Origin of the sequence: Mycolicibacterium arenosum, assembly GCF_024320865.1 — a bacterium.
GTDB lineage: Bacteria > Actinomycetota > Actinomycetes > Mycobacteriales > Mycobacteriaceae > Mycobacterium > Mycobacterium arenosum.
This window is the reverse complement of record NZ_JANDBD010000009.1, coordinates 153,585-167,843: the sequence shown is the minus strand read 5'-3', so window position 1 is coordinate 167,843 and position 14,259 is coordinate 153,585. Positions and strand designations below refer to the sequence as shown.

The window sequence follows — 14,259 nt, the reverse complement described above, 5'->3', positions numbered from 1 at the left end:
ACCCTGGGGTGCCCAACATCGGAGGACTGATTCATGCAGCGGCGTGCCGCACCCAGCGCGACTCTGATCATCTCGCTGCTCGTCGGATCGGCGTTCGTCATGATCCTCAACGAGACGATCATGAGCGTCGCCCTGCCCGCGCTGATCCTCGACCTGAACGTGTCGGCGAGCACCGCGCAGTGGCTGACGAGCGGCTTCCTGCTCACGATGGCCGTGGTGATCCCGATGACCGGCGCGCTGCTCGAGCGCTTCCCGGCGCGCGGCGTCTATCTCGCATCGATGATCCTGTTCTGCAGCGGAACCCTGATCGCGGCGCTCGCGCCGGGATTCGGCGTGCTGCTCGGGGCCCGGATCGTGCAGGCGTGCGGGACCGCCGTCATGATCCCGCTGCTGATGACCACGATCATGACGCTGGTTCCCGTCGCTCGCCGCGGGCAGACGATGGGCACGATCTCGATCGTCATCGCCGTCGCCCCGGCCGTCGGTCCCACGCTGTCGGGCTTGATCCTCGGTTCGCTGAGCTGGCGCTGGATGTTCTGGCTGGTGCTACCGGTCGCCCTGACCGCGCTCGCCGCCGGGTTCCGCTGGCTGCACGTGTCCACCGAGCGGACGCGGGTCACGCCGATCGACGCGGTGTCCGTACCGCTGTCGGCCGTCGCGTTCGCCGGGTTGGTGCTCGGGCTCTCGCTGATGGGGGAGGCGGCGCACGGCGGCTCCAGCGTCCCGGCGTGGATACCGGCAGGGGTCGGTGCGGTCGCCCTGCTGGTGTTCGGGTGCCGGCAGCTGCACCTGCAGCGCCGCGATCGCGCCTTGCTCGATCTGCGGCCGTTCACCTACCGCCGCTTCTCGGTGTCGCTGCTGCTGGTGATCCTCGGCTTCATGGCGTTGTTCGGCGCCATCATCGTGCTTCCGCTGTACGTGCAGGACGTGCTGGGGCGCAGCGCGCTGGTGGCCGGACTGCTCAGCTTCCCCGGCGGGATCCTGATGGGCGTCATGGGCCCGTTCGTCGGGCGCATCTACGACCGCCGCGGCGCGCGGGTGCTGGTGATCCCCGGATCCGTGCTGCTCTGCGCGGCGCTGTGGGGTTACGCGACGCTCGGTGGGCAATCGCCGATCTGGGAGATCGTCGTCCTGCAGACCCTGATGATGGCGGGCCTGTCGCTGATGTTCACCCCGCTCATGACCGACGCGCTCGGCGTCCTGCCCGAATCGCTCTACTCGCACGGCAGCGCGATCCTCACGACGCTGCAGCAGGTCGCGGGGGCGGCGGGAACAGCGCTGTTCATCACCGTGATGACCAACGCCTCGGCATCCGGTGGCGCTCCCGATCTCGCCGGCGTGCGCGCCGCCTTCACCGTCGCCGCGGTGATCGCCGTCGTCGCGGTGGCGGCGGCGTTTCTCACGGGTCGCCAACCCGCGCCTGCGGCCGATGTCGAGAACCTCGAAGTGGCTCCGTCCCAGGGGTGAGCGACCAACTAGGGTCGCGAACCGAAGGGAGAACCCGATGGCGAAGTACCTGTTCCTGAAGCACTACCGAGGCGCGCCCGCATCAGTGAACGACGTGCCGATGGACCAGTGGACGCCCGCCGAGATCGACGCCCACATGAAGTACATGGACGATTTCGCGGACCGTCTGAAGGAGAGCGGCGAGTACGTCGCCAGCCAGGCGCTGGCCTACGAGGGCGCCTGGGTGCGGTACGGCGGCGAGGGTGAGCCCGCGATCACCGACGGCCCGTTCGCCGAGACCAAGGACCTCATCGCCGGCTTCATGATCGTCGACGTCGACTCCTACGAACGCGCCGTCGAGTTGGCGGGCGAGCTGTCCGCGGCGCCCGGTGCGGGCGGACGTCCGATCCACGAGTGGCTCGAACTGCGTCCCTTCATGGGGTCTCCGACGACCGTCACCGAGTAGTGCACGAAGCGCGGCTGCGGGAGCTGATCCCCGGCGTATTGGCCGCCCTCGTCCGCCGCGGTGCGGATTTCGCCACCGCGGAGGACGCGGTGCAGGAGGCGTTGCTCCGCGCGGTCGAGAAGCCGGGGGTCTGGTCCGACGTCGACGACCTCAAGGGCTGGCTGATCACCGCGGCGTGGCGGCGTTTCCTGGACCTGGCTCGAGCCGATGCGTCCCGGCGGGACCGCGAAGACCGCGTGGCCGACGAGCCGCCGGCCGGACCCGTGCAGCCGACCGATGACACGTTGGCGCTCTACTTCCTCTGCGCTCATCCGCGTTTGACGCCGACATCGGCGGTTGCGTTGACGCTGCGCGCGGTCGGCGGGCTGACGACTAAGCAGATCGCACAGGCGTATCTAGTGCCGGAATCGACTATGGCGCAACGGATCAGCCGGGCCAAGCGCACTGTCGGCGATGTTCGGTTCGACAGTCCGGGTGATCTGCGAACCGTGCTGAAGGTGCTCTACCTGGTGTTCAACGAGGGATACAGCGGCGACGTCGACCTCGCCGCCGAGGCGATCCGGCTGGCGCGCCAACTCGCGGCGTCGACCGACGACGAGGAGGTGGCCGGACTGCTCGCGCTGTTCCTCCTGCACCACGCGCGCAGGCCCGCCCGCACCCGCGCCGACGGCAGCCTGGTGCCACTCGCCGAGCAGGTCCGTGGGCTGTGGCGACGCGAGCTGATCGCCGAGGGGGTTGACGTGCTGCAGGCTGCACTGGCGCGGGATCGGTTGGGGGAGTATCAGGCTCAGGCCGCGATCGCCGCCCTGCACGCCGACGCCCAGACCGCTGACGAGACCGACTGGGTGCAGATCGTCGAGTGGTACGACGAACTCGTCGCCCTCACCGGGAGTCCGGTGGTGCGCCTCAATCGGGCGGTCGCGGTGGGTGAGGCCGACGGTCCTCGGGCGGGCCTCGCTGCGCTGGCCGACCTCGATCCGACACTGCCGCGGCACACCGCCGCAGCGGCCTACCTCCACGAGCGGGCCGGTGACGTCGCGTTGGCCGCGGACCTCTACGCGCGGGCTGCCGCTGCGGCGCAGAACGTCGCGGAGCGCAACCACCTGATCCGCCGCGCCGCGACGTTGCGGTTCGGTTAGGGGCGCTGCAACTCGAAGACCGGGATCACCCGAGTCGTCTTGTTCTGGTATTCGCCGAACTGCGGCTCGACGGCGACCTGCTTGGCGTACACGGTGTCGCGCTCGTCTCCGCTGAGAAGACGGGCGTTCGCGGTGTAGGTCTCGGTCCCGAACTCGATCGTGATGGTCGGGTTGGCGACCAGGTTGTGGTACCAGTCCGGATTGGTGTCGGCGCCGCCCTTGCTGGCGAAGATGTAGATGCGACCGTCGTCGAGCAGGGGCACCAGCGGCGCAATTCGCTCCGTCCCCGACTTGGCGCCGATGTGGTGGACGAGGACGAGGGGCTTGCCCTCGAATATTCCGCCCGCCTTACCGCCGGTCTGGCGGAACTCGGCGATGACGGGACGGTTCATGGCATCGAAGTCGATGGGTTCGGACATGGTTGGGTCAGCGGGGCGGGGGCGGGAGGTATTCCCGAATCAGAGGACGCGGTGCTGAGCGACCGCTTAGCATCGACGGTATGGCCACCACGACGAAGCCGGGCATCTGTCGCATCTGCTCGGCGCACTGCGGTGTCATCGCGACGGTGACCGACGGCAAGCTGACGAAGGTCACCGGTGATCCCGACAACCCGATGTTCCAGGGTTACAGCTGCGCCAAGGGCCGGGCGTTGCCCGAGATCCACAACAATCCGCATCGGCTCCTGCGTAGTCGGAAGCGCGCCCCGGACGGCAGCTACGCGGACATCGAGGCGGAACGGGCGATGGACGAGATCGCCGCCAAGCTTCAGGAGTTGATCGCCACCCACGGGCCGCGGTCGGTGGCGATGTACCTCGGAACGAACGGGCTGCCCTACCCGGCGTCGGCGTTGATGGGCAACGCGTTCATGCGGGGCATCGAGTCGCCGATGTTCTTCACCGCCAACACGATCGACCAGCCGGGTAAGCAGATCGCCCTCGCTGCGCACGGACACTGGCTCGGTGGCGATGTGAACTTCCACGAGGCTGACAGCTGGCTGCTGGTCGGCACGAATCCGTTGGTGTCCAAGGCGATCGGCATTCCAGGGCAGAATCCAGGGCAGGGGCTGCGCACGGCGATCGCCCGCGGCATGAAGCTGATCGTGATCGATCCGCGGCGTTCGCAGACCGCGGCCAAGGCGGCGATACACCTGCAGCCGCGGCCAGGTCAGGACGTCGCGATCCTGGCCGGGATGATCAACCTCGTCATCACCGAGGGTCTGTTCGACGATCGGTTCATCACCGAGCACGTCGCCGGCTTCGACGAACTCGCGCGAGCGGTGGCCCCGTTCACGCCCGCGTACGTGGCCGCCCGAGCCGATCTCATCCAGCAGGAGTTCGTCGACGCGGCCAGGCTGTTCGCGACGCACGGCGACCGCCCCGGCATGGTCAACGCGGGCACCGGCGCCAACTTCGCGCGGCACGGCAGCCTGCTCGAGTACCTGTGCCTGTGTCTCACCACGATCTGCGGCCGGTGGCAGCGCGCGGGCGAACCGGTCACGCGGCCCAACGCGATGATGCCGGCCTACACGGCCAAAGCTCAGGCGCACCCGCCCTACGAGGGCTGGGGCTACGGCGAGCAGTTGCGCGTTCGCGGCCTCACCGATGCGGTGTGTGGGATGCCGACCGCCGCGCTGGCCGACGAGATCCTGCTCGAGGGCGAGGGGCAGGTGAAGGCGCTGATCTGCATCGGCGGTAATCCGATGGCGGCGTGGCCGGATCAGCGCAAGACCCTGCGCGCTCTGGAGTCGCTCGAGCTACTCGTCACTCTCGACACCGAGATGTCGCTCACCTCGCGCCTCGCCGACTACGTCATCGCCCCGATGATGCAGATGGAGACGCCGGCGATGACGATGGGCAGCGAGCTTATCAAGTACTACACCAGCGGCACCGGCATCCCTGCGCCGTACGCGCAGTACACCGAGCGCGTTCTCGAGCCGCCGCCGGACTCGGACCTGACCGAGGAGTGGCTGTTCTTCCTGGGCCTGGCCAAGCGGATGGGGTTGGAGTTGTGGTTCGTCAACTTCTTCGGCGGTGGCGGAGGCCGCTTCATGGAGTCCCCGCCGATCGTGCTGCCGATGAACGCCGCCACCGAGCTCACCACCGAAGAGCTCTTCGCGCAGATGTGCTCGACGTCGCGGATCCCGTTCGACGAGGTGCGACGGCATCCGCACGGCAGGATCTACGACGTGCACGAGGTGGTCGAGGAGCGCGACGCGGACTGCACCGCCCGCCTCGACGTCGGCAATGCCGGCCTGCTCGCTGAGCTCGACGAGGTACTCGAAGAGGACGCGTCGGAGGTGCTCGACCCCGACTTCCCGTTCCGCATGATCTCCCGCAGGCACAACAACTACATGAACTCGTCCGGCACCAATCTGGCTGCGCTGCATCGGGGTAAGCCGTACAACCCGGTGTACATGCATCCGGATGCGATGGCCGAACTCGGGCTTCAGTCCGGCGAGTTGGTGACCGTCCGGTCTCCGCACGATTTCATTCCGAGTGTCGTCGAGGCCGACGACTCACTGCGGCCGGACGTCGTCGCGATGCACCACGCCTTCGGTGGCCTGCCCAGCGAGGACGGCGAAGTGCGCGAGCGGGGCAGCAACATCGGAAGGCTGATCCCCACCGACATCGAGTACGACCGGATCACCGGGTTGCCCCGGCAGAGCAACATTCCCGTTGCCGTCACGGCCGGTGTGCGCGACTGATGGGCGCCTGCGACGGCAAGGTGGCTCTGGTCACCGGAAGCAGCCGGGGGCTGGGCAAGGCGATCGCGCAGCGGTTGGCCGCCGAGGGCGCGACCGTGGCGCTCACCGCCCGCACCCTGGAACCCGACGCCAGGTACGAGGGCTCGCTGAGCCAGACCCTCGACGAGATCGTCGAGGCCGGGGGCCGGGCCATCGCCGTGCAGGCCGACCTGTCGTCCAGCGAGGAACGGGAGCGGCTGTTCGCGGAGGTGGTCGAGGCCGTCGGCGCGCCGGACATCCTGGTCAACAACGCGGCCGTCACGTTCCTGAGGCCGCTCGACGGATTCCCGGAGAAGCGGGTCAAACTCATGCTGGAGATGCACGTCGTGGGCCCACTTCATCTGAGCCAGTTGGCGATTCCCGCCATGCGCGAGCGTGGCCGCGGTTGGATCCTGAACCTGACGTCCGTCGGCGGCGACCTGCCGGGCGGTCCGCCGTTCGACGAGTTCGACAGCTCCGCCGGATTCGGCGTCTACGGCACGGCGAAGGCCGCGCTCAACCGACTGACCAAGAGCCTGGCCGCCGAGCTGTACGCGGACGGTATCGCGGTGAACGCCGCAGCGCCCTCGAACCCGGTCGCCACGCCCGGAGCCGGCACGCTGGACCTCGCCAAGACCGACACCGAGGACATCTCACTCATCGTGGAGACGGCCCTCACGCTGTGCACCGGCGATCCCGCGATCCTGACCGGACGTATCGCACACACAAGCGAGTTCCTTCGCGACATCGGTTGGCTGCGTGACTGATTCCGACCTCGACGCGCTACGAAGCCGGCTCGCCGGACACGGTGTGGTCGATGTCGTCCCGTTGGCGGGTGGAGCGTCCAGCCTGACCTACCGGGGTGATCGTGACGGAGCGCCCGTCGTCGTCAAGGTCGCGCCACCGGGTCACGCGCCGGTCGGGCATCGCGACGTGCTGCGGCAGGCGCGCATCCTAGATGAGCTCAGTAAGTCCGACGTTCCCGTGCCGGTGGTGCTCGCGCGCGATGAGGGTTCGCCGCCGTTATTCGTGATGACGCTGGTCGAGGGCGACGCGTTCGAGCCGCTGTTCGACCGGCCTCAGGTGTTCGATCCCGATGTGCCGCAACGCTATCGAGAGGCGACGCGCGTCATGGCGGCGCTTCACAGGGTGCGTCCACCGCTATCCGAGCCGGTGGTCGACGCCACCGCCGAGGTCGACCGCTGGTGCGCGACGCTCGGCACCGTCGATGCGGCACTGGTTCCGGGGTGGACGAACACCGCCGACGCGCTGCGGTCGTCGGTGCCCGCAGCACTGGAGCCGTCGATCGTGCACGGCGACTTCCGGCTGGGCAACCTGCTGGCCGAGGGTGCGCGCATTAAGGCCGTGATCGACTGGGAGATCTGGTCTCTCGGCGATTCGCGTATCGATCTGGGCTGGTTCCTGATCAACGCAAACCCCGCCACCTACCAGCGGCCGTCACCGTACACCGACGCGGTGCCGACCCGTGCGGAGCTGCTGGAGTGCTACGGGAACGCGCCCGACATCGAGTGGTTCATGGCGCTGGCGTGCTTCAAATCCGCGGCGACGTGGTCGCTGATCGTGAAACACAACCGTCGGCGGGCGACGCCGCGACCCGAGCTGGAGGCGATGGCGCCGGTGCTGACGGGGCTGCTGCGGCAAGCGGATGAGCTGCTCGCCTAGCATACGGGTGTGACACGAATCGTGTTGCAGGCCTGAGTCATCCACAGTCCGGGTTTCATCCACAGGTCGAATGTGCACCGTGGCGAGAGGTCCTCGACGTCCGGATAATCGAATGTATGTGCGAAGCGTTTCGGGATCCGGCGGGGATGGACGATGCCGCGCTGAACCTCGCGATCACCGGCTACGCCCGCGCCGAGGCCGCGACCGCCGGACACCGCCTGGCCCTGATCGCGGAACTGGTCGACCGGCGGCTGGGTACCGAGTTGGCGCTCTCGCGGGAGCGCTCGGCCTGCGACGCGTGGGATTGCTGTGCCGCCGAGATCGCCGCCGACCTGATCGTCAGCCACCGCACGGCCTCGGGGTTGATGTATCGGGCCCTGGACCTGCGCGACCGGATCCCTTTGACCGGGGACCTGCTGCGCCGCGGCGACATCACCCTGAAGGTGGCGGCCACCGCGTCCTGGCGCACCCAGCTGATCGTCGACCCCGACGCCCTGGCCCGGGTGGACGCCGACCTCGCCGCGGTGGCCACCCGGTGGGGCGGCTACTCCGAGCAGAAACTCGCCGACGCCATCGACGCCGCGATCGAACGCCACGACCCCGACGCGGTGCGCCGGTTCCGGACCGCGCAGCGCTCGTTGAACATCGCGTTCGGTAAACCCGACGACGCCACCGGCACCCGCTCCATCTACGGGCGGGTCAGTGCCCTGGACGCCGAACTGACCGACCGCCGCCTCGACGCCATGGCCACATCGGTGTGTCCCGAGGATCCGCGCACCCACGGCGAACGTCGTGTCGCGGCCCTCGGGATCATCAACGCCGGCGGGGATCACCTGCCGTGTCTGTGCGGATCCCCGGACTGCCCCGCCACCGGGCCCGACGCCCGCGGTAAGCAATTCGAGATCCTCGTCCTCACCGACAACCCCAACCCCGCCGCCGACGGCCGGAGCGACGGTCCCGGACCAGACAACGGCCCCGACGACGATGACGACGGGCCGCGCTACGACCGCGACTACGACTGGGAACAACACTGGACCGACGAAGCGCCACCCGAGGACGAGGAAGAGCCCGAACTGCTGCCCGGCGACGGGGAACCGGACCGAGACGTCGACCCCACGCGTGACGACGGTCTAGGGGACGACCCGGACGTCAACTGGGAACACCATCGGCCGGGTGCCGACGACGAACCCGACGATCAGGACCTCGAACCGCCACCCGAGGACGAGCAGGCGCCCGATCCCCCGTCCGAGGGTGAATCCTGTGGAACCCCAGCCACACCCGCCCCGTGTGGCTACACCGCGATCATCGCCGGCGGAAGCGTCCTGCCCGCGGCGCTGCTGGCCGACCTGTGCCGGATGGGCGCCTCGGTGCGCACCGTCGCACAACCCGAGGACCTGAGCGCCGAGGTGCGCTACCGGCCCTCCATCGCGACCCAACGCCTCGTACGGGCCCGCGACATGACGTGCCGGTTCCTCGGCTGCGATCACCCGGCCGAATACGCCGACCTCGACCACACCGTCCCGTACGGCCGCCCCGGCGGGCTGACCCATCCGGGCAACATCGCCACGCTGTGCCGAAAACATCACCTGCTCAAAACGTTCTGGGTCGGCGACGGCGGCTGGTCCGAACTACAACTCGACGACGGCACCATCGTCTGGACGAGCCCATCCGGCCTCAAACACCGCGCCCCACCGGGCAGTCGCATCTACTTCCCGAACTGGGACCCCACCACACCACTACCCGACACCCCGACACCGGTGGTCACCGAACCGCCCCCCGGCCGCGACCTGCGCATGCCACAACGAAGACGCACCCGCGCCCAACAACGCGCCGCCACCATCGCCGCCGAACGCCGACGCAACCACGAAGACCGCCTCGCCGAATGCACCGCACCGTTCTGACGCAGCGGATCGATGCGGTCAATCGGCGAAGTAGAGCGTGTAGTGGCCCGGCCCGGTTTCGTAGCAGTACGAGTAGCCGGTACCGGAAGCATTCGCTTGCTTGGCCGCACTTCTGCACGCTGCCTGATGTGTTCCGAAGTCGACGTATTCGTCGGCATGGGCCGCGCTCGCACTAGCTATGGATACTGCCGAATGGTCATGAACTAGCCCTCCCAGTCACCGGCTCCGCGGAATCCCGGCCAGCTTGTCGGCGAACTTGGCCTCAGCGGCTTCGCGGAGCCTCAGCAGATGCCCGGAGGGGAACGCGTCGGGCGCCGGCTCGACGTCCTTGAGTAACAGCCGGGCCAGCGTGACCTTGTGCACTTCGGTGGGCCCGTCGGCCAGACCGAGCACGAAGGACTCCGTCAGGTACTGCACGAACGGCATCTCGTGCGACGTGCCCAGCGAGCCGTGCAGTTGCAACGCCCGCGCCGATACGTCGTGGAGCACCTTCTGCATCATCGCCTTGACCGCGGAGATATCGCCGCGCACCGCCTTGTAGTCGTTGTACTTGTCTATCTTCCAAGCGGTTTGGAGGGTCAGTAGCCGGAACGCCTCGATCTCCATCCACGAGTCGGCGATCATCTCCTGCACCATCTGCTTGTTCGCCAGCGGCTCGCCCTGCGTGTAGCGCGACACCGCACGTTCGGCGAGCATGTCGAAGATCCGCCGCACCAATCCGACCGTGCGCATCGCGTGGTGAATGCGCCCGCCGCCGAGCCGTGTCTGCGCGACGACGAACGCACCGCCCCGCGGTCCCAGCATGTGATCATCGGGAACGCGGACGTTCTCGTAGCGGACGTACCCCTCCCGGCCGCCACCACCGAGCGGCTGATAGCCGAGCCCGACATCGCGCAGCACGTTGATGCCCGGCGTGTCACCGGGTACGACGAACATCGAATACCGTTGGTACGGCGGCGCGTCCGGGTCGGTCATCGCCATCACGATGAGGAACGAGGCCATCGACGCGAACGAGGAGTACCACTTCTCGCCGTTGATCAGCCAGTGGTCGCCGTCCTGAACGGCGCTGGTGGTGAACACCTTCGGGTCAGCGCCGCCCTGCGGTTCGGTCATCGAGAAACACGACACGATCCGGTTGTCCAGCAGCGGCTCCAGGTAGCGGGCCTTGAGTTCCGGGGTCCCGTAGTGGGCCAGGATCTCGCTGTTACCGGAGTCCGGTGCCTGCGAGCCGAATACGATCGGCGCGCACTCCGAGCGGCCGAGAATCTCGTTCAGGAGCGCGAGCTTCATCTGGCCGTAGCCGGGCCCGCCGAGATGCGCGCCCAAGTGGGTGGCCCACAGCCCGCGCTCCTTGACGATCTCCTGCAACGGCGGGATGAGCGCCTGCCGCACCGGATCGTTGAGATCGTGCGACTCCTTGACGATGTAGTCGATGGGCTCGCATTCGGTGCGAACGAAATCCTCGACCCAGGCCAGCTGTTCGGCGTATTCGGGATCGGTGGCGAAGTCCCACGACACGGCTAGCTCCTCTCCCGTGCTGCGTCGGCGTGACTGAGCACTTGGTTGCGATTCTCGAGTTCGAGCGCGGCGGCGAGCGACGCGTCGGTATTGGCCTGAAGCGCTCGCTTGGTCAACTGGACTCCCAGCGGCGACAGGCCGGCGACACCGGCGGCGAGTTCCAGGGCGCGGGCGTCGAGGTGGTCGGGTTCGACGAGCTCGCTCACCAGACCCCGACGGTCGGCTTCGGCGGCGCTCACCGTGCGTCCGGTGAGCATCCAGTCGGCGGCGATACTGGTTCCGACGATGCGCGGCAGGTGATAGCTCATCCCCATCTCACCGCCCGACAGCCCGAGCAGTATCGCCCCGTTGCCGAATGACGCTGCCGTCGAGCAGATTCGGATGTCGGCGGCCAGGCACAGTGCGAATCCCGCACCGACACAGGGCCCGTTGACCGCGGCGATCACGGGTTGCGGCAACGCGCGAATGGCCTCGGGCAACGCCACCATCGACTCCTGAAACCGCAGCCGGTCGGCGGCCGGATCGGTTGCCGTCGGAATGCCGTCGCCGAAGTTTCGCGTATCCAGCCCCGAGCAGAAGCCGCGCCCTGCGCCGGTCAGGACGACGACGCGCACGGCCTCGTCGCGCCCCAGTTCCGCCAGCGTGGCGACCAGGTCATCGCGCATCGTCTCGTTGATCGCGTTGAGCTGCTTCGGCCGGTTGAGCCGCAGCAGCGCGACGCCCTCGCGCCTTTCGAGTTCGAGCGTCACTTATGCGCGGCGGGCACGACGGCGCGCGGCAGATTCAGCGGCAGGTCGTTGTAGGTCGCGATACCCGGTGCGGCGGCGACGACGGCGGGGATCGCGTGGATCGGCGGCATCGCGGTCATGATGTGGCCGAGTTCGAAGAAGTCCTCGATCGACGTCGCCGTGGCGATCATGTCGGGCGGCGGAAGGAAGCCGACCTGCATGTTGACCGTCGGCCGCCCGTCGATGGTGATCTTCCAGCCGTCGGCGTCGAGCTGCCAGTCGGGCTCCAGCGTCTGCCCTTTCTTCCACCGCACGTTGATGTCGATCACGGTCTCGCCGTTGACGATTCCCTGCCAGCTGGCGAACACCCCCGCCACGTGGCCGGCCTTGATGGTCCACGACGCCATCGGCAGGTCCTCGGTGGTCTTGGCGTACTCGGAGACGCACCTGATCTCGTCGAGCTCGACGCCGATCGCATCGGCGACCAATTGAACCGCCTCGGCGAACACCGCGGTGCCCTGCTCGGCCATCGGCGGCAGGTCGGGATCGTCGATGTGCTTGTCGAAGCCGACCGGCCGCTCGGTGTCGGGGGAGTCGTACAGCGTGGTGTCGGCGGACTCCGCGATGGTGATCTTGTCGATCCGGTCGCACGCGGTCGCGGCGACGATGGCGAGCAGTTCGGCGAAGCCGGGGCTGACGCCGGACCCGAACAGGGTGGCTCCGCCCAACTGGGCGGCGTCCTCGAGCTTCTGCCGACCGTCGCCGAGGTTGCGGCCGGTGATGAAGGACGCCGACGCGACGACGTTGACGCCCGCGGACAGGATGCGCGCGAGCTCGTCGACGTCGTTCCACATCGGGTTGTAGACGACGCAGTCCGGCTTGAGGGCCAGCAGGGCGTCGACGTCGTTGGTGGCCTGGACGCCGAGCGGCTCGATGCCGACCAGCTCGCCGACGTCACGGCCGACCTTGTCCTCCGACCAGGCGAAGAGGCCGACGAGTTCGTAGTGGGGATTGGCGGCGATCGCCCGAACGGAGCTCTTGCCGACGTTGCCGGTCGTCCACTGGACGACGCGATAAGGGGTGTTGGGCACACGCTCAGCTTAGGGAACTGCGACGCGGTTCGGAAGGACTTTTTCCCGACCGGTGATAAATCGTCGATTCGCACTACTGTGTACCCCGTGACCGAAGCCGAGGTGCGCAGGCCGCGTGGCCGACCACCGCGGATCAGCCGCGAGCAGATCGTCGCCGCCGCACGTGCCCTGCCCGCGCGCGACCTGACCATGCAGGCGGTCGCCGACGCGCTCGGCGTGAGCCGCAAGGCGCTGCACTACTACGTCGGAGACCGCCAGGGCCTGCTGTCCCTCGTCGTCGTCGATCGCTTCGAAACCGAACTCGGCGGCGTCGAACTGCCTGTGCACGGCGACTGGCAGGCGGTGCTGCGCAGTTACGCGCACGCCTTCCGCGAGGGGCTCGTTCAGGTGGGCATCGCCGTCGACCACACCCCGTTGCGCGGGGCGGGCGCGACGGCGGCCCTGGCCATGGCCGAGCGGGTCCTGGACGTGATGCTGACGGCCGGGTTCGCGCCCGACGACGCCCGCCGCGGGCTGACCGCGCTGGCCAACATCGCGCAGACGGCGGCGCAGGGCACGATCCGCGCATCCGCGGGCCAGCACGACTACGGCGCGGAAACCGTTGCGGCTCTTGAAGACATCGGTTACGACGACTACCCGGCGCTGCGTCGCGCGCTGACGGACGCGCCGTCGCCGGACGCGGGTCAGTTCGACTTCGAACTGGACATCGTCATCGCCGGACTGGCTCACCGCTTGGGCTAGGACCCGGCTGGCACGCCGGACACCACCACGTCCGCCGCCGCTCCGGGTCGTTGGCGACCTCGGCGACCACCCGCACGCGCGTTCCGCAGCGCAGACACGGCCGATGCGCCCGGCCCGCCACCCAGTGCTGTTCCCCTTTTCGGCGAACGCCCGTCGTCACCTGCATGGCACCCGGCACCGTGGCCGAATGCCGGAGGGCCCGCGCGCCGAGCGTCAGGAGCGCGTCGACGTCGACGTCGGCCACCGGCGTCCACGGACTGTGTCCGCGAAGGAAACACAGTTCGTTCGCCCACAGGTTGCCGAAGCCGGCGACGCACCGCTGATCGAGCAGCGCCGCGACGAGCGGCCGCTGCGGGTCGCCGGCGATCCTTCGCGCCGCCTCCGCGGCGTCCCAGTCGGTGCGCAGCGGATCGGGTCCCAGATGCCCGACGACGTCGGCCTCGTCACCGGTGGCGAGCAGATCGACCACCGGCAGTCGCACTCCGTAGGCCGCCGGTCCGTCGGTGCGAAGCACGACTCGGACGTCCGGCATCACCGTTCGGGGCAGCCACCGCCCGGCGCTCGACACGGTCCACGACCCGGACATCCGCAGGTGCGTGTGCAGAGTGACGCCACCCGAGAGTCGGGTGAGCAGGTGCTTTCCGTGGGTGTCGTGCTCCAGCACGATCAGGCCGGCCAGGTCTTCGGTGGCGTGGGCGGGCACGCGCAGTTCGCCGTGTGTCAGAACGCGATTGCACAGCGCGGCGTCGAGTCGGCGCGCCAGCGCGTAGACGGTGTCACCCTCGGGCACGTCTCCATGGTGCCCCTGTGTGAGCCGTGGCTCC

At 68.6% G+C, this 14,259-nt stretch carries 13 protein-coding genes; 8 read left to right on the top strand and 5 right to left on the bottom strand.

Translation table 11 applies throughout. The features are described 5' to 3' along the window. Window positions 1-33: 33 nt before the first annotated feature. Genes NM203_RS21735 through NM203_RS21725 form a run of 3 tightly spaced genes read left to right on the top strand, consistent with a single transcriptional unit; the run spans window position 34 to window position 3,051 of the window. Window positions 34-1,467 carry an MDR family MFS transporter gene (locus NM203_RS21735; RefSeq protein WP_255062494.1) on the top strand — a complete coding sequence of 478 codons (1,434 nt, stop codon included), beginning with the start codon at window positions 34-36 and terminating at the stop codon, window positions 1,465-1,467. A 37-nt stretch (window positions 1,468-1,504) separates the two neighbouring features. Next, entirely contained in the window at window positions 1,505-1,912 is a 408-nt protein-coding gene (locus NM203_RS21730) for a YciI family protein (RefSeq protein ID WP_255062493.1), read from the top strand. Next, the gene (locus NM203_RS21725) at window positions 1,912-3,051 is read left to right on the top strand and encodes an RNA polymerase sigma factor (RefSeq protein ID WP_255062492.1); all 1,140 of its coding nucleotides are present in this window, start codon (window positions 1,912-1,914) and stop codon (window positions 3,049-3,051) included. The genes NM203_RS21730 and NM203_RS21725 overlap by 1 nt, the downstream gene beginning before the upstream one ends. Here the strand turns inward: NM203_RS21725 and NM203_RS21720 are convergent. Then, window positions 3,048-3,470, bottom strand: coding sequence for a nitroreductase family deazaflavin-dependent oxidoreductase (locus tag NM203_RS21720; protein WP_255062491.1), 423 nt, complete (start codon window positions 3,468-3,470; stop codon window positions 3,048-3,050). The two genes, NM203_RS21725 and NM203_RS21720, sit on opposite strands and share 4 nt — an antisense overlap. Window positions 3,471-3,550: 80 nt before the next feature. On the opposite strand from NM203_RS21720, the gene NM203_RS21715 reads away from it, so the two are divergent. The 4 genes from NM203_RS21715 (at window position 3,551) to NM203_RS21700 (ending at window position 9,357) form a co-directional block, all read left to right on the top strand. Beyond that, window positions 3,551-5,755: a molybdopterin-containing oxidoreductase family protein gene (locus NM203_RS21715; protein ID WP_255062489.1), complete on the top strand. Its 2,205-nt coding sequence runs from the start codon at window positions 3,551-3,553 to the stop codon at window positions 5,753-5,755. Beyond that, complete coding sequence (locus NM203_RS21710; protein ID WP_255062488.1) at window positions 5,755-6,540, top strand: SDR family NAD(P)-dependent oxidoreductase; 786 nt, start codon at window positions 5,755-5,757, stop codon at window positions 6,538-6,540. Before NM203_RS21715 ends, NM203_RS21710 begins: the two co-directional genes overlap by 1 nt. Then, a complete protein-coding gene (locus NM203_RS21705; protein ID WP_255062486.1) occupies window positions 6,533-7,456 on the top strand; it encodes a phosphotransferase family protein in 924 nt (307 codons plus the stop codon). Before NM203_RS21710 ends, NM203_RS21705 begins: the two co-directional genes overlap by 8 nt. Window positions 7,457-7,572: 116 nt before the next feature. Continuing rightward, window positions 7,573-9,357 carry an HNH endonuclease signature motif containing protein gene (locus NM203_RS21700; protein WP_255062485.1) on the top strand — a complete coding sequence of 595 codons (1,785 nt, stop codon included), beginning with the start codon at window positions 7,573-7,575 and terminating at the stop codon, window positions 9,355-9,357. A gap of 216 nt (window positions 9,358-9,573) precedes the next feature. On the opposite strand, the gene NM203_RS21695 is transcribed toward NM203_RS21700, so the two are convergent. Genes NM203_RS21695 through NM203_RS21685 form a run of 3 tightly spaced genes read right to left on the bottom strand, consistent with a single transcriptional unit; the run spans window position 9,574 to window position 12,694 of the window. Beyond that, window positions 9,574-10,875, bottom strand: a complete 1,302-nt coding sequence (locus NM203_RS21695) for an acyl-CoA dehydrogenase family protein (protein ID WP_255062484.1) — start codon at window positions 10,873-10,875, stop codon at window positions 9,574-9,576. 2 nt (window positions 10,876-10,877) lie between these two features. Beyond that, entirely contained in the window at window positions 10,878-11,624 is a 747-nt protein-coding gene (locus NM203_RS21690; protein ID WP_255062482.1) for an enoyl-CoA hydratase/isomerase family protein, read from the bottom strand. After that, the gene (locus NM203_RS21685) at window positions 11,621-12,694 is read right to left on the bottom strand and encodes an NAD(P)H-dependent amine dehydrogenase family protein (protein ID WP_255062481.1); all 1,074 of its coding nucleotides are present in this window, start codon (window positions 12,692-12,694) and stop codon (window positions 11,621-11,623) included. Before NM203_RS21685 ends, NM203_RS21690 begins: the two co-directional genes overlap by 4 nt. A gap of 87 nt (window positions 12,695-12,781) precedes the next feature. Between NM203_RS21685 and NM203_RS21680 the strand changes: the two genes are divergently transcribed. Beyond that, window positions 12,782-13,435 (top strand): TetR/AcrR family transcriptional regulator, encoded by a 654-nt coding sequence (locus NM203_RS21680; RefSeq protein WP_255062480.1) that lies wholly within the window; start codon window positions 12,782-12,784, stop codon window positions 13,433-13,435. Here the strand turns inward: NM203_RS21680 and NM203_RS21675 are convergent. Then, window positions 13,404-14,225 carry a DNA-formamidopyrimidine glycosylase family protein gene (locus tag NM203_RS21675; RefSeq protein WP_255062478.1) on the bottom strand — a complete coding sequence of 274 codons (822 nt, stop codon included), beginning with the start codon at window positions 14,223-14,225 and terminating at the stop codon, window positions 13,404-13,406. The genes NM203_RS21680 and NM203_RS21675 overlap by 32 nt on opposite strands. Window positions 14,226-14,259: the final 34 nt, after the last annotated feature.

Coding starts and splice junctions, on each gene's coding strand:
- NM203_RS21730 (WP_255062493.1), top strand. CDS start 1,505: ATGGCGAAGTACCTGTTCCTGAAGCACTACCGAGGCGCGCCCGCATCA.
- NM203_RS21700 (WP_255062485.1), top strand. CDS start 7,573: ATGTGCGAAGCGTTTCGGGATCCGGCGGGGATGGACGATGCCGCGCTG.
- NM203_RS21710 (WP_255062488.1), top strand. CDS start 5,755: ATGGGCGCCTGCGACGGCAAGGTGGCTCTGGTCACCGGAAGCAGCCGG.
- NM203_RS21735 (WP_255062494.1), top strand. CDS start 34: ATGCAGCGGCGTGCCGCACCCAGCGCGACTCTGATCATCTCGCTGCTC.
- NM203_RS21715 (WP_255062489.1), top strand. CDS start 3,551: ATGGCCACCACGACGAAGCCGGGCATCTGTCGCATCTGCTCGGCGCAC.
- NM203_RS21720 (WP_255062491.1), bottom strand. CDS start 3,470: ATGTCCGAACCCATCGACTTCGATGCCATGAACCGTCCCGTCATCGCC.